This is a genomic window from Uruburuella testudinis (assembly GCF_022870865.1).
Taxonomy (GTDB): Bacteria; Pseudomonadota; Gammaproteobacteria; order Burkholderiales; family Neisseriaceae; genus Neisseria; species Neisseria testudinis.
In genome coordinates, this window is the sequence record NZ_CP091508.1 from 436,547 (window position 1) to 454,446 (window position 17,900).

Genomic DNA, 17,900 nt, shown 5'->3' on the forward strand with positions numbered 1-17,900 from the left:
TTTGGCTGAATCAGGCCGTCTGAAAAGTTGGGCGGCTTGTTTTCATGTATTTGTTATAAAACCTTCACGGTGTTGTCATCATGGCTTTGTAGAGTGGCGGTATTGTCCTATGGAGAATGATGATGCTGCAACGTGAAACCGCAAGCGGCCATGCCGCTGTGCCGAGTCGTTTAACTGTGTCGCTGGCACGCTGCGATGCGGATATCGAAGAAGCGCAGCGGCTGCGCTATAAAGTGTTTGCCGAAGAATTGGGCGCCAATATCCGAAGCGCCGATGGTTTGGATAGCGACCGTTATGATGAATATTGCCGCCATTTGATTGTGCGCGACGACAACAGCGGCCGGGCGGTGGGCTGCTACCGCTTGCTCACGGCCGAAGGCGCGCGTGCGTTGGGCGGCTGGTATAGTGAGAGTGAGTTTGATTTGGGGCGTATCGCGCATCTGCTGCCGCACACGGTGGAGCTGGGGCGTGCTTGTGTACACCGTGATTACCGCCACGGCGGTACGGTGATGCTGTTGTGGTCGGGCTTGGTGAAATTTATGCAGATGCAGAAATTGGAATACATGATCGGTTGCGGCAGCATGAGCATGGCCGATGGCGGCCATTTTGCGGCCAGCCTGTATCGGAAGCTGGCGCAGGATTATCTTTGCCCACCCGAATATCGTGTGTTTCCGCATTTGCCGCTGCCGTTGCAGGCTTTCAGCCATGATGTGCCTGCCGAATGCCCGGCACTGATCAAGGGCTATTTGCGCGCCGGAGCCTATATCTGCGGGGAGCCGGCTTGGGATGCGGATTTCAACTGCGCCGATGTGCTGATTATGATGCCGATGTCGCGCGTGAGCCCGCGGTATCTCAAGCATTTTGCCAAGTAAGTTTTCAGACGGCCTCTATCGATATGAATGAATCAAAAATCAGCCTTTTACGTTTGCCGGTACGCTTGCTGTGTATCGGCTGGCATGTGGCCGGCGGGGTGTTGCAGATGGCATTTTTGTTCCGCTTTTTAAGCCCGGCGCAAAAGCGTGACCGCATTCAGGCATGGTCGCAGCGCTTGCTGTCGATTTGCGGGGTGGCGTTGCAGGTGCGCGGCCTGCCGCCGCTGCCGTGTGCCGGCGGTAATCTGTTGGTGGCCAATCATGTGTCGTGGCTGGATATTTTTGCTCTGAATGCGGTGATGCCCAACCGTTTTGTTGCCAAGGCTGAGGTTGCCCGCTGGCCGCTGGTCGGCTATCTGGCGCGGCAGACGGGCACATTGTTTGTGGCGCGGGAACGCAGCGGCAGCACGCAGGCTAAAGTGGCTCAAGCGGCGGCTATTTTGCAGTCCGGCGATAATTTGGTGTTGTTCCCCGAAGGCACCACCTCTATGGGCGACAGGCTGTTGCCGTTTAAATCAAGCTTTTTTCAGGCGGCATTGGATCGGCGCAGCGCTGTATGGCCTTTGTTGTGCCGCTATGTGGATGGCGGCGGGTGCTTGAATCCGAATATGGCTTATTGCGGCGATACCAGTTTGTGGCAGTCGTTGTGCTTGATTTTGCGGCAGCGGCAAGGCAGTTTGGTGGTGTTGGATTTTCTACCGCCGGTGCCGGCGCAGGGCAGCCGTCGCGAATTGGCTGAAAAAGTGTATGCACGAATGGCGGATAAATTGGCCGAACCGGTGTGTCTGGTGCAGACAACCTACACTGCTACCGCGCAGGAATGGGCGCGGGCAAGCTGATCGGGCATGCTGAAGAGCGTGCAAACGTGCTTGAAGGAAAAATCACGCCTGATGCCCCCGATAGCGGGAGTGGTCAGGAGGATGTTGCAGCAGATAACAGGCCGCCTGAAAGTTTCAGACGGCCTGTTATCTTTAGCCGGTTGATTGTTTGGTGGGTGTAATTTTAGGTACTATACATTCTTTTATTATAAAAAAGATTATTAAAATCAAAAGATGAGGATAAATATCGATGGATAAAGCGTAAAATAGGTTGCAAACAGGAATAATTGCTATTAACATTGCGTGATTATGAAAAACGAACGTATCCTTACGCCATCGGTATTTGCCGTGATGGCATTATTGCACATCGGTTTGATGTCGTTGCTGTGGCGCACGGGCATGCCGGTGCAAGGGGTGGTCGAACACATCGAATTTGTCGATCTGGGCGACTTAGGCGGAGGTGACGGAAAGCCCGAAGCCGCCCCCGAAGCTGTCCGCCCGCCGCCCCCACCTCCTAAAAAAGTGGTGCCCAAGCCCAAGTCGGTGGAAAAGCCGGTAATCAAGCCGGTAGTCACCAAAAATGAGCAGGCGGATATCCGTCAGAAAATCGAAAAACCCAAGCCCAAAGAGCCTGAAAAAATCGAGCCGCCCAAAGAGCCGGAGCAGCCTAAACCGCAGCCGCGCGCACAGCCGGCAGAGCAGGCGCCGGCGCGTACGGCTGCGGCCGATAACCGCGGCAGCGGCGAAGCCCGCGGCAACAATGCGCCCGGCAGCAATGAAGGCCGTGGCAGCGGTCGCGGCGAAGGCACGGGAGCCGGCAGCGGCGGCAGCGGCTCCGGTATGGGCGGCGGCACCGGTGCGGGCAGCAGCGCCGGCAATGCGGTAAAAGCCACCGGCCAGCTTCCGCGCCCGCCTTATCCGCCGTTGTCGCAGGAAAACGGTGAAGAGGGCACGGTGTTGTTGAAGATTATGGTGGCGCCCGGCGGCAAGGTATCCAATGTTACCGTAGCCAAAAGCAGCGGCCACAACCGTTTGGATCGCGCCGCGCGGCAAGCCGCACGCAACGGCCGTTTCCAAACCAAAGTTTGGACCGAATACAGCGTGCCGGTGGTATTTAAGCTTGAGTAGCGCTTGCGTGCGGGCGGTTTTTGTTCAGGATTTTCGTGCTCGAAGCGCATATGAAGATATCGGGCAAAATACCTGTCGATTAAATGAGCAAAGCGCTTAAATTGAGGTTGGCCGCCGCCGTTTGCCGGGCTTTCGCGGCAGGTGCCGGTTGAAACCGCAGCAGCATATGGTAGCAGGTATGTGCCAAACCGATTGAACCTTCAGGCCGTCTGAAAACATGCGGGCGGTTTTAATGATTAATTTAATTTATATGGAATAAAAAATGAATTTAGCTTTAGTTTTCCAATCAGGCGATTATGTGCTGATGAGCGTGTTTCTCGTGCTGGTGTTGATGAGCATCATCACATGGACGGTAATTGTGGTGCGGGCGCTGAAATTGCGCCGTGCCAAAAAAGGCAATGCCGAAGTGCAGAAGCTGATTTGGAACGCCAATACTCTGGAAGAAGCTGTGGCACAAGTGCGCGATGTTGACTCGCCCATCAGCGACCTGACCCTCGAAGCTGTGAAAGCGCATGAAAACTACTGCCAGTATAAAGACACCAAAATTGCCGCCGCCGTGCCGTTGAGCGAATATCTGGTGCGCCAGATCCGCAACAGCATGAGCCAAATCATGCGCCGTTTCGACGGCGGCCTGACCGCTCTGGCCTCTATCGGCGCCACTGCACCGTTTATCGGTCTGTTTGGCACGGTATGGGGTATTTACCATGCATTGATCAACATCAGCGAGAGCGGCCAGATGAGCATTGCCGCCGTGGCCGGCCCCATCGGTGAAGCCTTGGTGGCCACCGCTGCCGGCCTGTTTGTGGCGATTCCCGCCGTGCTGGCCTACAACTTTTTGGTGCGCGGCAACAAAACCCTGTCGCAAGATATGGATGCTTACGCCCATGATTTGCACGTGCAACTGTTAAACAGCAAGGATTAAACCCATGGCATTCGGTTCGATGAATTCCGGCGAAGATGCGCCGATGTCCGATATCAACGTCACTCCGCTGGTGGATGTGATGTTGGTACTCTTAATTGTGTTTATGATCACCATGCCGGTGCTCACGCATTCGATTCCGCTGCAACTGCCCACCGCTTCTGAAAACGCCAAGCAGGAAAATCAGCCTAAAGAGCCGGTGCGGCTGACCATCGATGCGGACGGCGCCTATTATCTCGGCGCCGAAACCGCCGACAAGCAAAGCCTGGAAGCGCTGACCGCAGAATTGAAGCAGGCGCATGATGTTAATGAAAACACCATCGTGGCCATTGCTGCTGATAAAGATGTGCCCTATGATTTTGTGGCACAGGCGCTCAATGCGGCGCGTGAAGCCGGCGTGAGCAAAATCGGTTTTATCACCGAAACCAAAGCTGATTGATGCAGAAATAAATTGCCGCAAAGGCAGATTATCATCAGCTGGATATCAGCAGGCCGTCTGAAACCTTTGTTTCAGACGGCCTCAGTGTGTTTGGGCGGATTGTTGCAGAGGCGTTCAATAAAGTATGGTTGTGCCACCGAATTATTCTGACCTTGTTGTCTGATGCTCATTTACAAAATAAGCTAACGGCGTCGGCTCGCCGCCTTGTCAGCTTACTTTTGTAAATGGCTATCAGATAGCCGGTGCTTATCAAAAACTCATTTTGGGGTTTCAGACGGCCTGACCGTTATTTAAGCCTATCGGCTTGTTCCCTCTCCCAAGGGAGAGGGAACTCGGTTGCTGTTGTTTTGCCGTTGCACGTTTTTGCCGGCGTTTGTTTTTTCCCGCCAACCTTACCGCTTCAGCAACCTGGCTCCCTCCCCTGCGGGGAGGGGTGGGGAGAGGGCGGCAAAGCGCAGGTTTGCTTTATCGCGCATTCCACCATTATCCTCATTTTCAGACGGCCTATTCCTGCGCCAACTTCGGCTGCCTTGGCAACACCTCGGCGTATATCGGGTAATCTTGGCTGTACGCACCGCTCATACCCATTCACAAAAATAACCTGACTGTGTTGGCTTGCCTTGCCGTACTCACTGTACTGTCTTCGGCAGCCGCTTTGTCAGCCTACTTTTGTGAATGGGTATCATCTGGCGGTGTTGTCGTATCTGCTGCCCGTCGCTTGCCGGCAGCCAAAAAAAGCCCGGGAAGCCCGGGCTGTGAAAACTGCTGGATATCTTTGCTTATTCCACACGTTCGCCGTGTACATTCAGGTCGAGGCCTTCGCGTTCCACGTCTTTTTCTACACGCAGGCCGCCGCATACCACTTCCACCACTTTCAGAATCACAAAGCTAACCACACCGGTGTAAACCACAGTGGTCAGTGCATCTTTCAGTTGAATAAACACTTGCGAGCCTACGGTTGCATCGCCGCCGAAAACCTGGTTGTTGAAAAACACGCCGGTCAATACGGCACCGATAATGCCGCCGAAGCCGTGAATGCCGAAAGCATCAAGCGAATCGTCATAGCCCAGTTTGCGTTTGATGACTACGGAAGCCAGGTAAGCGCCTGCTGCGGTGAGTATGCCGATGGCCAAAGCACCTTGCGGGTCGACAAAACCGGCCGCCGGGGTAATGCCCACCAAGCCGGCTACTGCGCCGGAAGCCAGGCCCAATGCTGAAGGGCGGTGACCGGCAATTTTTTCACAAGCAAGCCAGGTTAATGCGGCTGAAGCAGCAGCAATTTGGGTAACGGCCATGGCCATGCCGGCAGAGGCATCGGCAGCAACGGCAGAACCTGCGTTAAAGCCGAACCAACCCACCCACAGCATTGCCGCACCCACTAAGGTGAGCGCCATATTGTGCGGCGGCATGGCTTCTTTGCCGTAGCCGATGCGTTTGCCCAACACAATGGCTGCCACCAAGCCGGCTACACCGGCATTGATGTGTACCACGGTGCCGCCGGCATAATCGAATACGCCGCCTTCACCCATAAAGCCGCCGCCCCACACCCAGTGTGCGGTCGGCACGTAAACCAGCAGCATCCACAAGCCGGAAAACAGCATCATGGCCGAATATTTCATGCGCTCGGCAAAGGCGCCGGTGATGATGGCGGTTGAAATGATGGCGAATGTCATTTGGAAAAACATAAACACGGTTTCAGGCACACTGCCGGCGTTGGGTGATACCGTGGTCATTTCTTTGGCCATGTCCATGCTCATGCCGCTCAAGAATATGCGGTCGAGGCCGCCGATAAAGGCATTGCCGGGTGTGAACGCCAGCGAGTAGCCGATAACCATCCATAACACGCTGACCAGAGCGGCAATCGAAAAGCTGTGCATCATGGTGGAGAGAATGTTTTTCTTGCGCACCATGCCGCCGTAAAACAGTGCCAGGCCGGGCAGGGTCATAAACAATACCAGTGCGGCGGAGGTCATCACCCAGGCGGTGTCGCCCGAATTGATATCGCTGAAAGGTTTCCACCAGTCTTCGGTGCCCGCGGCCATGGCTGCGGCAGGCACAAGGGCGAGCAGGGCGGCGGCGGTCTGCTTGGTGTTGATGTTTTTCATATTGGGGTTCCTTTTCAAACCGTTTTAATTGTAATTTGATTACACGGCAACATCGCCGGTTTCACCGGTGCGGATGCGGATAACTTGATCGACAGGGGTGACGAAAATTTTGCCGTCGCCCACTTTTCCGGTGCGTGCGGTTTCGATAATGGTTTCAATCGCACGCTCCACGGCATCATCGGCCAAGACAATGTCAATCTGGATTTTGGGCAAAAAATCCACCGCATATTCGGCGCCGCGATACACTTCGGTGTGGCCTTTCTGGCGCCCGAAACCCTTGACTTCGGTAACCGTCATCCCCTGAATGCCTATATCACTCAAGGCTTCACGCACATCGTCCAGTTTGAACGGCTTAATCATGGCTGTTACTTTTTTCATTTGCTGCTCCCTTTGAAGTGTCAACAATCGGTTGCTGGATAGGTAGGCTTAACCTTACTTCACAAAGCAGCTGCTTCGCAATAGAATTGTTGACAATTTTAACAAAATGGGCAGATTTAGCAGCAATCTGCGTTAAAATGGTGAATCTATATTTGTATATTAATTTCAAAATGTTGTTAATTAATATAATATTTTATTATTTAAATAATAATTGGAATTTTATAATTTTTATTTTGATTCAGACGGCCTTTTATCGACGGTTTGGCTGTTTTTCAGATGTAATCTATTAAATTTTTGAGATTGTATTCTGCTGTATATGGAATAAAACAACAAAAAACCCGGCGCGCCGTTCACAATATTTTGGGCTGGCACGGCAGTCGGGTATAATCGCAGCTTAAAGATTTATTTTCGTTGGCATATGGTGATGGAACACGGCAAACCAGATTCGGGCGCACGGTGCTCGAAAGATAATTGAGATAATTGAGGATCGGGCTTTTTCACCATCAACAGCAGTCAAACCTACTTTTCAGAGAAGCGCCATGTTAGTTTGCAACCCCTATGAAATCGTGATTCACGGCACCACCAGCAAGGGCAAAACGTTTCGTCCGAGTGATTGGGCGGAGCGTTTGTGCGGCATTTTGTCGTCGTTTGATAAGGGCAACCGCCTGTCTTATCATGAATGGGTGCGGCCGATGCTGGTGGATAAAGTCCGCTGTGTGGCTGTTGATAAAAAGCTGGAAGAAATCAATCCGCCCATGTTCCGCTTTTTGATGGATTTTGCCGCCGACAACGATTTGCGGGTGATGGATTGCAAAGCGCTGCTGGATGAGCGCAGCGAGCAGCAGGCGCAAGCCGATGCGGAGCCTGAGCGCGTGCTGTTGGCGCGGGCCATCGAAGAAAAACAGGCCGCCGAACGGGCGGAAGATACACAGGCCTCGGTGCCCAGTGTGCTGCGTGAAATCGAAACCGGCGAAACTGCTGTGGCATTTGCCGCCTTGAGCGTGCTGCGCCCGATGCTGACCGATGTCAACCGCTTTGTGGAGCAGGTAAACAGCTTGCAGCGCAGCGAGGGCTACCGCCTGCTCGGGGTGTTTGAAGAGGGTAAAACCAATGCGGTGGCGGTGTGCGGTTTCCGTGAAGAAACCAATCTGGTCAGCGGCCGCCATATCCATATTGATGATGTGGTCACGATTCCGCAGAGCCGCGGCAAAGGTTATGCCGCACGTTTGCTGGCGCAAGTGCGCCGGATTGCCGAAGATGCCGGTATCCAGCAGATTCATATCGATTCCAATGTGGGCAGCGAGCGGGCGCAAGCGCACCGTTTGTATTTTGAAAACGGTTTTGAAATCAGTGCGCACCATTTTGTATTGAAAGTGGAATAATTGGCACGAATATTCAAACAGGCCGTCTGAAACGTTTCAGACGGCCTGTTTGAATTAAGGTTAACCGTATTTATCAATCGCGTTTGTGTTCGATATAGTCGCGCGTGCCGGCTTTGCTTTGATCGGGTTCTACCGTGTATTCGCCTTCGATAATGTCGGCATCGTTGCGGCGCGTGCGGCTGCCCGGCTCGAAAGGGTTGGGGGCGGTAAACGTGCCCGACATTTCGGCCACCGGTTTGCCTTTAAACGGCAACAGCAGCAGCAGGGCGATGGCGAGCGATACGAAGCCGGGGCTCATCATCAGTAAGGCCGACACGGTATAGCGAATCGGCCACAACAATTGATAGAGCGATACCTGCTGGCCGCTGCGCATGGTGGCGCCGGCCAGCAATACGCCCGACAGGCCGGTGTGGCGCAGCATCATCACGCCGGCGACAAAACTCAATACCATCAGCCCGAAAGTGGCACCGCCGCCCAGCCAGTCGGCCATCCACACGATAGACATGATTTCTAAAAACAGCAGCAGTAAAAAACCGATACCGAAAAAGCGCATAAGGGCATTTCCTTTATTATTGATTATGGGTAAGCAAGAGGGGCACCGGCGTGTTTTATCGGGCATCAATCACATCACCGCCGCCGGTAGGAAACCCTAAAATAAAGCCAAAAACCGCGGCTTTCAAGCTGTTTGCTTGTCAAAACGGGTAAAGTAGGGCGGCAGGCGGGGCGGGTAAAAGAAAGTAAAGCCACTGCAATCCGGTGGGGAAAACGTGTCGGAGAGGGGTTGAGATTTGTTATCCTTATTGCTTATGAACACACCAAACCTTGTTATTCTGAAAAAAATCCTGCTGGGCGCTGTGGTTGCATTTCTGGCTGCTTGTGCCGGCAGCCCGGCCAACGGCCCGGTGCCGGAGGGGCATTACCGCGTGCAGCCGGGCGACAACCTCTACCGTATCGGTTTGCGCTTCGGCCAAAGTGTGAACACGCTGGCGCGCTGGAATAATCTGCGCGATGCATCGCAAATCGAAGTGGGGCAGGTGTTGCGGGTGCGCTCCGGCGGTGCGGCGGCGACTTCGTCACGCGCCACCCGGACGGCAAGTCATACCCCCGGCCGCAGTGTTGCACCGGTTAACCGGCTGAAGCTGCAATGGCCGGTGGCAGACGGTGCGCGTAATATTATCGCCCATTATAACGGCACCACCAACAAAGGCATCGACATCGGCGGCAACCGCGGCGCAGCTGTTCAGGCGGCCGCAGACGGCAAAGTATTGTATGCAGGCGAGGGGGTGCGCGGTTACGGCAAGCTGATTTTAATCAGCCACAACAGCAGCACGCTCACCGCTTATGCTCATAACGACAGCATCAATGTGCAAAAAAACCAAAACGTGCGCGCGGGTCAAACCATTGCCGCCATGGGCAGCAGCGACACCGATAGGGTGAAACTGCATTTTGAAGTGCGCATCAACGGCAAGGCGGTCAACCCGATGCCGTATCTCAACCGCTGAGCATGTTTAGCTGAGTATGTTTAATAGAAAAAAAGAAGGCCGTCTGAAGCAAAATGTTTTCAGACGGCCTTGCTTGATTTTGCACCGGCAGCTTGGCTATACGACAATGGCGCCCATCGAGTCAGTGGGCTTGAAGGCGGCCAGAATGCCTTCGATGATGCCGATAACGCCCGGAATAAACGTCCAGCTGAAGAGAAAATACAAAATGCCCATCCACACTCGCCCAGCGCAAAATTTGTGTACGCCGAACGAGCCGAACAGCAGCGCCATCGCCACATACAGCGCTTTGTTGCAGGTATGGGGATAAGAAGCGGCGTAAGAAACAGCTTGCATCGGGTGGTTTCCTTTGGTGGTAATTAACTGCACTTAAATGGCGCAAACGGCGGCGAATTAAAGTCGATGGGTGCGTAAAAATAAGCAAATCGGTTTCAGACGGCCTGTCGGTGCGGTATTGCCATCAGAATGGCAGCCTTATCTAGGGTGTCCTGACCATTCGATTTACGGGTGCTTTTTGCTCCTGAAAACGCAGCAGACGTGCTTTTAGCGCAAAAAAGTTGATGATATATGAATGGTCAGGACACTCTAGGGTGTCCTGACCATTCGATTTACGGGTGCTTTTTACCCCTGAAAACGCATCTGCTGCGTTAAAAAGCCTCGCAAGAGGTCCAATCTTGCTGTGTTTTTTGCCTTGCATCTGCATTTCCAGGAACAAAAATCCCCTCATAAACGAATGGCCGGGACACCCTAGGATGATAGAGGCTAATCTTAAATTTCTTTATTCCGCTAACGTTTTTATCAGCTGAATCAGCCGCTGTGCTTGTTGCGCTGCTTTTTGCCGGATGTCGTTTTCTGTATAACCCGCGTTTAATGATGTGCCGTGGAAATAAACAGGCTCGATATACTGCATTTGGGTGTAATAAGCGGTTTGTGCCAGGTTTTTGCAAAATTCTTCAATTTTGAAATGATGTTCGCCCAAAGGCTGGTATTCGCTTTGCGGCGCACCCACGGTAAAGCTGGGAATAAACAGCTTGTCTTTCAATTTATCGCCGTTGCGGCCATAGGCGAATTGATATTCAAACACGGTGTCGAACCACTGCTTCAAAATGGCCGGCATGTTATACCAATAAAGCGGGTATTGGAACACGATTGCTTTGTGTTGCAGCAAGGCCGCCTGTTCTGCTCCGGCATCGATATCGTAATGGGGATACAGCCGGCAGAGGTCTCTGATTTCGATATCAAGGCCGCTGTCGGCCAATTCGGTAATGATGGTTTTGTTGGCAACAGATTGTTGGAAATTCGGATGCGCTAAGATGATCAGTGTCATGATTTTACTTTCTTTACTATAAAAATGATAGTTGCTTGAATGGTTTGAGTGTATTAGGCTGATAACGGATTTTCAATAACTATCCGATTGAATAGGTTGGCAAAATGAAAGCAGAATGTTTGACAGACAATGTGCGGCTGGGCGATAAGGTTTATCCGTGTACCGTGAGTATGGCCATGGATTTGGTGGGCGGAAAATGGAAAACGGTGATTCTTTACCATTTGCAAAGCGGCGAAAAAAGGTTTGGCGAATTGAGAAAAGCGCTGGTGTCGGTAACCGAAATGACCTTGAGCCTGCAATTGAAGCAATTGGAGCGGGACGGTTTAATCGAGCGCCAAGTGTATGGTGTGAAACCGCCGTTGAAAGTGGTGTACCGGCTCACGCCGTTTGGCGAAACCTTTATACCGGTGTTGGCTGCGATAACACGGTGGGGCAATCAAGTGGCTGCGGAGCAGGGCAATTTTGCAGTGGCAGAGAATGCCCGTTTATAAAAGTATGGCTGTTCAAATCCATCATTATGCAAGACGGTGGGCTGCTCACAGAGGCACAGCGTCAGCTTATTGTATACATGGCTATCAGGCCGTCTGAACGGCCTCAAAAGCGGATGGTGCCGTGTTCGCACACAAAAGCGTCCAGCTTGATATCATGCGCTTCATGCGGCAGGGTGTCGCACAATTGGCAGGCAAAGCCGACGCCGATTTTGTGCGGCTGCAAACGGTGGCGGGTGGCGGCCAGCGACACATCGTAATAGCCGCCGCCTTGCCCCAGCCGGTAGCCTTGTTTGTCGATGCCCACCAGCGGCAGCAGCAAAGTATTCAAGCGGTGCATGCGGATTTTTTTGCCGCCGAATTGCGGAATCTTCAACCGGCCGCGGCTGCGCACCCGTTCGGCTTGAGCGGCATCGGCGGCGTAAGGGGTAAACCACAGCCGCAGCGAATTCGGTTCGATATAGGGCAGATAAACGCAGGCGCCGCGCTTGAAGGCCGTCTGAATAAAGCCATCTAAGCGCAATTCGCTGCCGATCGGCCAATATACGCCGATATGCGCACCGCGCCTGATGTGGCGGCTGAGCAGGCGGTTGATGCGGCCGGTGGCGTGTGCGCGCTCGCGGCGGCTGAGGCTTTGGCGCGCGCGGCGCAATTGCCGGCGCAAGTCGGATTTTTCAGTGTGGGGCATGTTCAGACGGCCTCGAAAATAAAGGAATTCAGACCGGGCGAAAGCAGGGAGTTGACCTCCCAAGGCCGTCTGAAAGACTTCTAAAGATACAGTGGTTATCGGTTCAGCAAACGGCGTCCGCGGTTAATATAAGCCTGCATTTCCGTTTCGGGCACCATGCTGCCGCCGGTGCTCCAAATCAAATGGGTTGCGCCAGCCAATTGGGCAGCGCTGAAACGCCGGTGGGCCGCATAAGCCGAGCCGTCATCAAGCAGGCGGGCAATACCGGCGATACCGGCCGCGGCGGAAGGCTCGACACGGTGGCCGTCGCTGTCGGCCAGCAGCGCCAACAGGCGGAACAATTCATCATCTGCAATGGTGTAATAGCCGCTGACCAGGCGCTGCATGGCGCGGCCGACCAGGCCGGAAGGACGGCCTACGGCCAAACCGTCGGCGGCGGTGCGGTTGTCGAGGCCGATATCGGCCACCGAAATACCATCGTGCAGGCCGCTGTAAACGCCCAGCAGCATGCAGGGTGAATGCGTGGGTTCGGCGAAAAAACAGTGCACCGCATCACCAAAAGCCAGCTTTAAGCCGAAAGCCACACCGCCGGGGCCGCCGCCGACCCCGCAGGGCAAGTAAACAAATAAAGGCTTGTCGGCGCTCACTTCGATGCCGCGTTCGGCAAACTGGTGTTGCAGGCGTTGCCCGGCAACGGCGTAGCCTAAAAAAAGTTGGGCGGAATGTTCGTCGTCGACAAAATGGCAATAGGGATCGGCTTCGGCCAGCGCCCGTCCGGCAGCCACCGCTTCGCCGTAATCACCCGCATATTCCACCACGTTGACGCCGGCTGCGCGCAACGTATCTTTTTTCCATTGCCGCGCATCGGCCGACATATGCACGCTGGCTTTAAAACCGAGTTTGGCGGCCATGATGCCGATAGAAAGCCCCAAATTGCCGGTGGAGCCGACAGCGATTTCGTGTTGTGCAAACAGCGCCTGCGCTGCTGCCTGAGCCAGCAGGGCATAATCATCGCCCACTTTCAGCAGGCCGGCTTGTAAGGCCAATGATTCGGCATGATGCAGCACTTCATAAATGCCGCCGCGCGCTTTGATCGAGCCGGATACGGGCAGTGCGTAGTCGGCTTTCAACCACAGCCTGCCGGGCAGTGCCAAGCGGTAGCGCTGCGCCAGCGCTTGTTGCAGCAGCGGCGTTTCATATAACGGGCTTTCAATCAACCCGCCCGCTTCGGCGGTGTCGGCAAAGGCCGTCTGAATATAGGGGGCAAACCGCTGCAAACGTGCTGCGGCATCGGCCACGTGATCTGCACCGAACGGCACGTCGGCAATGGCTTCGGCGCAGGGCGGCAGTGTGGGGAACCAGGCGGTTTCTGCGGCTGCGGCAAGTTGCGCCAGCAGCGGGTCTCGGATGATGTCGGCATGATTCATTTCAGACGGCCTTGAAGTGGGTTGGCGGCAGTAGCAGTATATATCGTAAAGCTATTGAATATCCACGATATGTTGTTTGCATGATGGGAAATTTAACACAAGCCATATTCATCCATGGTTGTTCCGATGAATGGATATGGCTTGTTGGAATGCTGATGCAAAGTGTTTCAGGCGGCCTGAGGCCTTTGCAAAATTTCTATCTTTGGCACATTTCTTCGTTATGTGTTGCTCGAAAGCTTGTCTATTTAGTTGATATGTCTGCGATTTCTGTGCTGCGCTAACTTTGAGCTGTACGCAAATCTAGGGTTTTGCAAAAGTCTCGGCCTCTGTTTCTGTTTGGTGTCGTCAATCAGTCCAGCCGCTCAATACCACTTTGCCGACCATGTCGCCACGCTCTATCATGGCGTGTGCTTCACGCAGGTTGGCAGCGTTGATGCCGTGAAATGTATGGTTCAGGGTGCTGGTGATGTTACCGGTATCGGCCAAATCCGCCACTTGCTGTAAAATTTCGCCTTGGCGCGCCATATCGGCGGTGTGGTAGAGCGGGCGGGTAAACATAAATTCCCAATGCAGGCTCAGGCTTTTGCTTTTGAGCGGATTGGCATCGAGTGTGCCGGGGTCGTCGATTAAGGCAATGCGGCCTTGCGGAGTAATCAAGTCAACGATTTGCGGCAGATAACTGTCGGTGTGGCTGGTGGAAAACACATAAGCAGGTGCGCCGATGCCGAGTGCGGCCACTTGTTCGGGCAGCGGTTGGCGGTGGTCGGCAATAAAATCAGCACCGAGCCCGCGCACCCATGCCCGGCTTTCGGGGCGTGAGGCGGTGGCGATAACGCGGGTGCGGGTAAGCGCTTTCAGCAATTGGATGGCAATCGAGCCCACGCCGCCCGCCGCGCCGATTAACAATAAAACATCGGCACCGCCGGCAACGGGGTTGCCCACAGCCAGCCGGTCAAATAAGGTTTCCCAGGCGGTGAGCGCGGTCAGCGGCAGGGCGGCGGCTTGGGCAAAATCGAGGGTGGCCGGTTTGTGTGCAGCAATACGTTCGTCTACTGCCTGCCATTGCGCATAAGCACCGGGGCGGCTGATGTCGCCGGCATAATAAACCTCATCGCCGGGTTGGAAGCGGGTAACAGCGCTGCCTGTGGCTTTGACCACACCGGCCGCGTCAAAGCCGAGAATGCGGCAGCTGCCCGGCGGCGGTGTGTGTGCGGCGCGGATTTTAACATCGGCAGGATTGACGGAAACCGCCTGTATTTCCACCAGCAAATCATGCGGATTGAGCGTGGGAACGGGCAGCTCGATATCGATAAGCGATTGGGTGTCTGTGATGGGAAGCGGGCGCTTGAAGCCGACGGCGTGCATGTTTTTCTCCAAATGCGGTTAAAGTAGCTGTATCATGCCGTCTGAACATTTTTTTAACAAGAACGCACTTATTTTTCAGATAGTTACTTAAAAGATACCCATGAGTAAAATTCCGCACCTGAATTTTGACTGTGCCGACGGTTGTTCGGTTGAAGCCGCTTTGGCCGTTATCGGCGGCAAATGGAAAGGCACGATTCTCTACCATTTGTTTACCGGTAAAGTGTTGCGTTTCAACGAAATCCGCCGCATCTTGCCAAACGTGTCGCAGCGCACGCTCACGGCGCAGCTGCGCGCGCTGGAGCATGAAGGCATTATTGTACGCACAGTGTTTGCCGAAGTGCCGCCGCGGGTAGAATATGCCCTCACTGATTACGGCCACACACTGCATGAAGCCGTTATGGCCTTGAAAGCCTGGGGCGATGTGCACAAATTGAGGCCGTCTGATACCCATTTATTAAAATAACCTAAAGGGTGTTCTGAATTGTCAGGATACCCTAGGGTGCCCTGACAATTCATATATCATCATCTTTTTTGTGCTAAAAGCACATCTGCTGCGTTAAAAAGCCTCGCAAGATGTCCAATCTTGCTGCGTTTTTTGCCTTGCATCTGCACTTTTATCACAAAAAATCTGAGTAATTCTGAATTGTCAGGACACCCTAGCCTTGCCGGCCGGATTTGATGTAGGCCTGAAATCAAATCTTCATCAAAATAAAGGATAATTTATGTGGCACATCGTTGCCGTCGGCTATCTGTTTGTTACCGTGCTGTTTGCCGCCGCACAGCCGAGCGTGGCGCGTGCGCTGATTTATTTGGTGTTTTGGTCGGTGCTGCCGAGCCTGTTTGTCTTTTGGGCGGTCAAAACGCGGCGGCGCAACCGCTTGATGAAATTGCAACAGCAGCAAGATGAAAAAGACGGATAAATCTTTTCAGACGGCCTTGTTTCTTATATAATTTTGCAGCTTTCATTTCGAAAGCAGTTTTATTTTATTTTGTAACGCTCGCACTTGGCGCCGAAGGGTGCTTATGAATCAATAAGTTCTATGCGCTAAAGTGTTTGCTTTAACCCTTTAAGGAAATTCAATGTCACAAGTTACTATGCGCCAAATGCTGGAAGCAGGCGTTCACTTTGGTCACCAAACCCGTTACTGGAACCCGAAAATGGAACAATACATTTTCGGTGCCCGCAACAAAATCCACATCGTCAATCTGGAAAAAACCCTGCCCCTGTTTCAAGAGGCTCAAGACGTAGTGCGTCGTTTGGTTGCCAATAAAGGTACCGTATTGTTTGTAGGTACCAAACGTCAGGCGCGCGACATCATCCGCGAAGAAGCCAGCCGTGCCGGCATGCCCTTCGTTGACCACCGTTGGTTGGGCGGCATGCTCACCAACTACAAAACCGTTAAACAATCCATCAAACGCTTGGAAGAGAAAACTGCTATCTTGGAAAATGCTGAAGAAAGCGGCTTCAACAAGAAAGAAATTCTCGACATGCAGCGCGATGTTGAAAAACTGGAACGCTCGCTGGGCGGCATCAAAGACATGAAAGGCCTGCCGGACGCGATTTTCGTTATCGATACCGGTTACCAAAAAGGCACTTTGGTTGAAGCCGAAAAATTGGACATTCCCGTGATTGCGGTTGTGGATACCAACAACAGCCCCGACGGCGTGAAACACGTTATCCCGGGCAATGACGACTCAGCCAAAGCCATCCGCCTGTATTGCCGCGGTATTGCCGATGCTGTGTTGGAAGGCAAAAACCAATCTCTGCAAGAAACCGTTCAGGCTGCGCAAGCTGCCGAAGAGGCTGCTGCCGAGTAAGGTGTTTTCGAGGGGCAGCCGCCCCTTTTTTCAGGCCGTTGCAAACAAAGTTTCAGACGGCCTGTCCTTATTTACGATACGGCTCACGGGCCGTATCCCGATAAAATTGTTAGGAGTGAACAATGTCTGTAGTAATTACCGCAAAAATGGTTGCCGATCTGCGTGCCGCTACCGGTTTGGGCATGATGGAATGCAAAAAAGCCTTGGTTGAGGCTGAAGGCGATATCGAAAAAGCCGAAGAAATCCTGCGCATCAAATCCGGCGCCAAAGCCGGCAAACTGGCAGGCCGTACTGCTGCCGAAGGTGTGTTGGCTTATGCCATTGAAGGCAATGCCGGTGCATTGGTTGAAGTAAACTGCGAAACCGACTTTGTGGCCAAAGACGAAAGCTTCCTGGCATTTGCTCAAGCTGCGGCTAAAGCCGTGGTGGCCGGTAATCCGGCGGATGTGGCCGCGCTCAATGAAGTGAAAACCGCCGATGGCGAAACTGTTGAAGAGCTGCGCAAAGCCGTTATCGCTAAGTTGGGCGAAAACATCAGTGTGCGCCGTTTTGAGCGTATTGAAACCGCCAACAGCCTGACTGCCTATATTCACGGCGCGGCTGCCGGCGAAGGTGTGCTGGTTGAGTTTAAAGGTGCTGAAGATGTGGCCCGTAAAGTGGGTATGCATATCGTTGCCGCCAAACCGCAATGTGTGTCTGCCGACCAGGTTGACCAAGCGCTGGTGGAAAAAGAGCGCCATATCTACACCGAGCAAGCCAATGCTTCGGGTAAGCCTGCCGATATCGTGGCCAAAATGGTAGAGGGCCGCATCAACAAATATCTGGCTGAAGTTACCCTCAACGGCCAGGCTTTTGTGATGAACCCCGATCAAACCGTGGCTCAGTTCCTGAAAGAGCAAGGTGCTGAAGTGGTTAGCTTTGTGCGCTATAAAGTCGGCGACGGCATTGAGAAAAAAGAAGTGGATTATGCTGCCGAAGTGGCTGCTGCGGCCAAAGTATAAATCTTGAATGAAAATGAAGCACTCAGATTCGCCAATGAATCGGAGTGCTTTTTTTTGAAAACGTTTTCTGTCGGCACCCTTTGGCAAACGCCAGGGTGCTCTGACAATCCGATTTACGGGTGTATTTTGCGCTAAAAGCACATCTGCTGCGTTAAAAAGCCTCGCAAGATGCACAATTTTGTTGCGTTTTTTGCCTGGCATCTGCATTTCCAGGAGCAACCATTCCTTCATAAATCGAATGGCCAA

The 17,900-nt window shown here is 53.3% G+C and carries 21 protein-coding genes; 12 read left to right on the forward strand and 9 right to left on the reverse strand.

Annotation, left to right across the window (positions count from 1 at the left end):
• Positions 1–119: 119 nt before the first annotated feature.
• The 5 genes from LVJ83_RS01920 to LVJ83_RS01940 all read left to right on the forward strand — a co-directional run bounded on the left by LVJ83_RS01920 (position 120) and on the right by LVJ83_RS01940 (position 4,176).
• Positions 120–872 (forward strand): GNAT family N-acetyltransferase, encoded by a 753-nt coding sequence (locus LVJ83_RS01920; protein WP_244785787.1) that lies wholly within the window; start codon positions 120–122, stop codon positions 870–872.
• Positions 873–895: 23 nt separating this feature from the next.
• Complete coding sequence (locus LVJ83_RS01925) at positions 896–1,711, forward strand: lysophospholipid acyltransferase family protein (RefSeq protein WP_244785789.1); 816 nt, start codon at positions 896–898, stop codon at positions 1,709–1,711.
• A 288-nt stretch (positions 1,712–1,999) separates the two neighbouring features.
• Positions 2,000–2,818 carry an energy transducer TonB gene (locus tag LVJ83_RS01930; RefSeq protein WP_244785791.1) on the forward strand — a complete coding sequence of 273 codons (819 nt, stop codon included), beginning with the start codon at positions 2,000–2,002 and terminating at the stop codon, positions 2,816–2,818.
• Positions 2,819–3,080: 262 nt separating this feature from the next.
• Entirely contained in the window at positions 3,081–3,740 is a 660-nt protein-coding gene (locus tag LVJ83_RS01935; protein ID WP_244785793.1) for a MotA/TolQ/ExbB proton channel family protein, read from the forward strand.
• 4 nt (positions 3,741–3,744) lie between these two features.
• Positions 3,745–4,176: an ExbD/TolR family protein gene (locus LVJ83_RS01940; RefSeq protein WP_244785795.1), complete on the forward strand. Its 432-nt coding sequence runs from the start codon at positions 3,745–3,747 to the stop codon at positions 4,174–4,176.
• A gap of 779 nt (positions 4,177–4,955) precedes the next feature.
• On the opposite strand, the gene LVJ83_RS01945 is transcribed toward LVJ83_RS01940, so the two are convergent.
• Together LVJ83_RS01945 and LVJ83_RS01950 are read right to left on the reverse strand one after the other, a co-directional pair.
• Complete coding sequence (locus LVJ83_RS01945; RefSeq protein ID WP_244787596.1) at positions 4,956–6,218, reverse strand: ammonium transporter; 1,263 nt, start codon at positions 6,216–6,218, stop codon at positions 4,956–4,958.
• Between the two features lie 102 nt (positions 6,219–6,320).
• Complete coding sequence (locus LVJ83_RS01950; protein ID WP_244785797.1) at positions 6,321–6,659, reverse strand: P-II family nitrogen regulator; 339 nt, start codon at positions 6,657–6,659, stop codon at positions 6,321–6,323.
• A gap of 539 nt (positions 6,660–7,198) precedes the next feature.
• Here LVJ83_RS01950 and LVJ83_RS01955 point away from each other — a divergent pair.
• Complete coding sequence (locus tag LVJ83_RS01955) at positions 7,199–8,041, forward strand: GNAT family N-acetyltransferase (RefSeq protein ID WP_244785799.1); 843 nt, start codon at positions 7,199–7,201, stop codon at positions 8,039–8,041.
• A 73-nt stretch (positions 8,042–8,114) separates the two neighbouring features.
• On the opposite strand, the gene LVJ83_RS01960 is transcribed toward LVJ83_RS01955, so the two are convergent.
• A complete protein-coding gene (locus LVJ83_RS01960) occupies positions 8,115–8,594 on the reverse strand; it encodes an FxsA family protein (RefSeq protein WP_244785801.1) in 480 nt (159 codons plus the stop codon).
• Positions 8,595–8,847: 253 nt separating this feature from the next.
• Between LVJ83_RS01960 and LVJ83_RS01965 the strand changes: the two genes are divergently transcribed.
• The gene (locus tag LVJ83_RS01965; RefSeq protein WP_244785804.1) at positions 8,848–9,543 is read left to right on the forward strand and encodes a peptidoglycan DD-metalloendopeptidase family protein; all 696 of its coding nucleotides are present in this window, start codon (positions 8,848–8,850) and stop codon (positions 9,541–9,543) included.
• A gap of 96 nt (positions 9,544–9,639) precedes the next feature.
• On the opposite strand, the gene LVJ83_RS01970 is transcribed toward LVJ83_RS01965, so the two are convergent.
• The 3 genes from LVJ83_RS01970 to LVJ83_RS01980 form a co-directional block, all read right to left on the reverse strand.
• A complete protein-coding gene (locus LVJ83_RS01970) occupies positions 9,640–9,876 on the reverse strand; it encodes a TM2 domain-containing protein (RefSeq protein ID WP_244785806.1) in 237 nt (78 codons plus the stop codon).
• 142 nt (positions 9,877–10,018) lie between these two features.
• Positions 10,019–10,267 (reverse strand): hypothetical protein, encoded by a 249-nt coding sequence (locus tag LVJ83_RS01975; RefSeq protein WP_244785808.1) that lies wholly within the window; start codon positions 10,265–10,267, stop codon positions 10,019–10,021.
• Between the two features lie 51 nt (positions 10,268–10,318).
• On the reverse strand, positions 10,319–10,867 hold the full coding sequence (locus LVJ83_RS01980; RefSeq protein WP_244785810.1) for an NAD(P)H-dependent oxidoreductase: 549 nt from the start codon (positions 10,865–10,867) through the stop codon (positions 10,319–10,321).
• Positions 10,868–10,971: 104 nt separating this feature from the next.
• Between LVJ83_RS01980 and LVJ83_RS01985 the strand changes: the two genes are divergently transcribed.
• Positions 10,972–11,358: a winged helix-turn-helix transcriptional regulator gene (locus LVJ83_RS01985; RefSeq protein WP_244785811.1), complete on the forward strand. Its 387-nt coding sequence runs from the start codon at positions 10,972–10,974 to the stop codon at positions 11,356–11,358.
• Between the two features lie 103 nt (positions 11,359–11,461).
• Here the strand turns inward: LVJ83_RS01985 and LVJ83_RS01990 are convergent, their stop codons facing one another.
• The 3 genes from LVJ83_RS01990 to LVJ83_RS02000 form a co-directional block, all read right to left on the reverse strand.
• Positions 11,462–12,043 (reverse strand): 5-formyltetrahydrofolate cyclo-ligase, encoded by a 582-nt coding sequence (locus LVJ83_RS01990; protein ID WP_244785813.1) that lies wholly within the window; start codon positions 12,041–12,043, stop codon positions 11,462–11,464.
• A gap of 95 nt (positions 12,044–12,138) precedes the next feature.
• Positions 12,139–13,470, reverse strand: coding sequence for a D-serine ammonia-lyase (dsdA, locus tag LVJ83_RS01995; protein ID WP_244785815.1), 1,332 nt, complete (start codon positions 13,468–13,470; stop codon positions 12,139–12,141).
• A 345-nt stretch (positions 13,471–13,815) separates the two neighbouring features.
• Positions 13,816–14,835: a zinc-binding alcohol dehydrogenase family protein gene (locus tag LVJ83_RS02000; RefSeq protein ID WP_244785818.1), complete on the reverse strand. Its 1,020-nt coding sequence runs from the start codon at positions 14,833–14,835 to the stop codon at positions 13,816–13,818.
• A gap of 100 nt (positions 14,836–14,935) precedes the next feature.
• Between LVJ83_RS02000 and LVJ83_RS02005 the strand changes: the two genes are divergently transcribed.
• The 4 genes from LVJ83_RS02005 to tsf all read left to right on the forward strand — a co-directional run bounded on the left by LVJ83_RS02005 (position 14,936) and on the right by tsf (position 17,654).
• The gene (locus LVJ83_RS02005) at positions 14,936–15,298 is read left to right on the forward strand and encodes a winged helix-turn-helix transcriptional regulator (RefSeq protein WP_244785820.1); all 363 of its coding nucleotides are present in this window, start codon (positions 14,936–14,938) and stop codon (positions 15,296–15,298) included.
• A 259-nt stretch (positions 15,299–15,557) separates the two neighbouring features.
• A complete protein-coding gene (locus LVJ83_RS02010; protein ID WP_244785822.1) occupies positions 15,558–15,755 on the forward strand; it encodes a hypothetical protein in 198 nt (65 codons plus the stop codon).
• Positions 15,756–15,915: 160 nt separating this feature from the next.
• Positions 15,916–16,653, forward strand: coding sequence for a 30S ribosomal protein S2 (rpsB, locus tag LVJ83_RS02015; protein ID WP_244785824.1), 738 nt, complete (start codon positions 15,916–15,918; stop codon positions 16,651–16,653).
• A 122-nt stretch (positions 16,654–16,775) separates the two neighbouring features.
• Positions 16,776–17,654 carry a translation elongation factor Ts gene (gene tsf / locus LVJ83_RS02020; RefSeq protein ID WP_244785826.1) on the forward strand — a complete coding sequence of 293 codons (879 nt, stop codon included), beginning with the start codon at positions 16,776–16,778 and terminating at the stop codon, positions 17,652–17,654.
• Positions 17,655–17,900: the final 246 nt, after the last annotated feature.

Bases quoted from the DNA above. Each gene is read 5' to 3' on its own strand.
- LVJ83_RS01945 (WP_244787596.1), bottom strand. From the start codon at position 6,218: ATGGCCGCGGGCACCGAAGACTGGTGGAAACCTTTCAGCGATATCAAT.
- rpsB (WP_244785824.1), top strand. From the start codon at position 15,916: ATGTCACAAGTTACTATGCGCCAAATGCTGGAAGCAGGCGTTCACTTT.
- LVJ83_RS01990 (WP_244785813.1), bottom strand. From the start codon at position 12,043: ATGCCCCACACTGAAAAATCCGACTTGCGCCGGCAATTGCGCCGCGCG.
- LVJ83_RS01955 (WP_244785799.1), top strand. From the start codon at position 7,199: ATGTTAGTTTGCAACCCCTATGAAATCGTGATTCACGGCACCACCAGC.
- LVJ83_RS02000 (WP_244785818.1), bottom strand. From the start codon at position 14,835: ATGCACGCCGTCGGCTTCAAGCGCCCGCTTCCCATCACAGACACCCAA.
- LVJ83_RS01965 (WP_244785804.1), top strand. From the start codon at position 8,848: ATGAACACACCAAACCTTGTTATTCTGAAAAAAATCCTGCTGGGCGCT.
- LVJ83_RS01985 (WP_244785811.1), top strand. From the start codon at position 10,972: ATGAAAGCAGAATGTTTGACAGACAATGTGCGGCTGGGCGATAAGGTT.
- LVJ83_RS01935 (WP_244785793.1), top strand. From the start codon at position 3,081: ATGAATTTAGCTTTAGTTTTCCAATCAGGCGATTATGTGCTGATGAGC.
- LVJ83_RS01975 (WP_244785808.1), bottom strand. From the start codon at position 10,267: ATGAGGGGATTTTTGTTCCTGGAAATGCAGATGCAAGGCAAAAAACAC.
- LVJ83_RS01950 (WP_244785797.1), bottom strand. From the start codon at position 6,659: ATGAAAAAAGTAACAGCCATGATTAAGCCGTTCAAACTGGACGATGTG.
- LVJ83_RS01980 (WP_244785810.1), bottom strand. From the start codon at position 10,867: ATGACACTGATCATCTTAGCGCATCCGAATTTCCAACAATCTGTTGCC.
- LVJ83_RS01940 (WP_244785795.1), top strand. From the start codon at position 3,745: ATGGCATTCGGTTCGATGAATTCCGGCGAAGATGCGCCGATGTCCGAT.
- LVJ83_RS02005 (WP_244785820.1), top strand. From the start codon at position 14,936: ATGAGTAAAATTCCGCACCTGAATTTTGACTGTGCCGACGGTTGTTCG.
- LVJ83_RS01960 (WP_244785801.1), bottom strand. From the start codon at position 8,594: ATGCGCTTTTTCGGTATCGGTTTTTTACTGCTGCTGTTTTTAGAAATC.
- LVJ83_RS01930 (WP_244785791.1), top strand. From the start codon at position 2,000: ATGAAAAACGAACGTATCCTTACGCCATCGGTATTTGCCGTGATGGCA.
- LVJ83_RS01920 (WP_244785787.1), top strand. From the start codon at position 120: ATGATGCTGCAACGTGAAACCGCAAGCGGCCATGCCGCTGTGCCGAGT.
- tsf (WP_244785826.1), top strand. From the start codon at position 16,776: ATGTCTGTAGTAATTACCGCAAAAATGGTTGCCGATCTGCGTGCCGCT.
- LVJ83_RS01970 (WP_244785806.1), bottom strand. From the start codon at position 9,876: ATGCAAGCTGTTTCTTACGCCGCTTCTTATCCCCATACCTGCAACAAA.
- dsdA (WP_244785815.1), bottom strand. From the start codon at position 13,470: ATGAATCATGCCGACATCATCCGAGACCCGCTGCTGGCGCAACTTGCC.
- LVJ83_RS01925 (WP_244785789.1), top strand. From the start codon at position 896: ATGAATGAATCAAAAATCAGCCTTTTACGTTTGCCGGTACGCTTGCTG.
- LVJ83_RS02010 (WP_244785822.1), top strand. From the start codon at position 15,558: ATGTGGCACATCGTTGCCGTCGGCTATCTGTTTGTTACCGTGCTGTTT.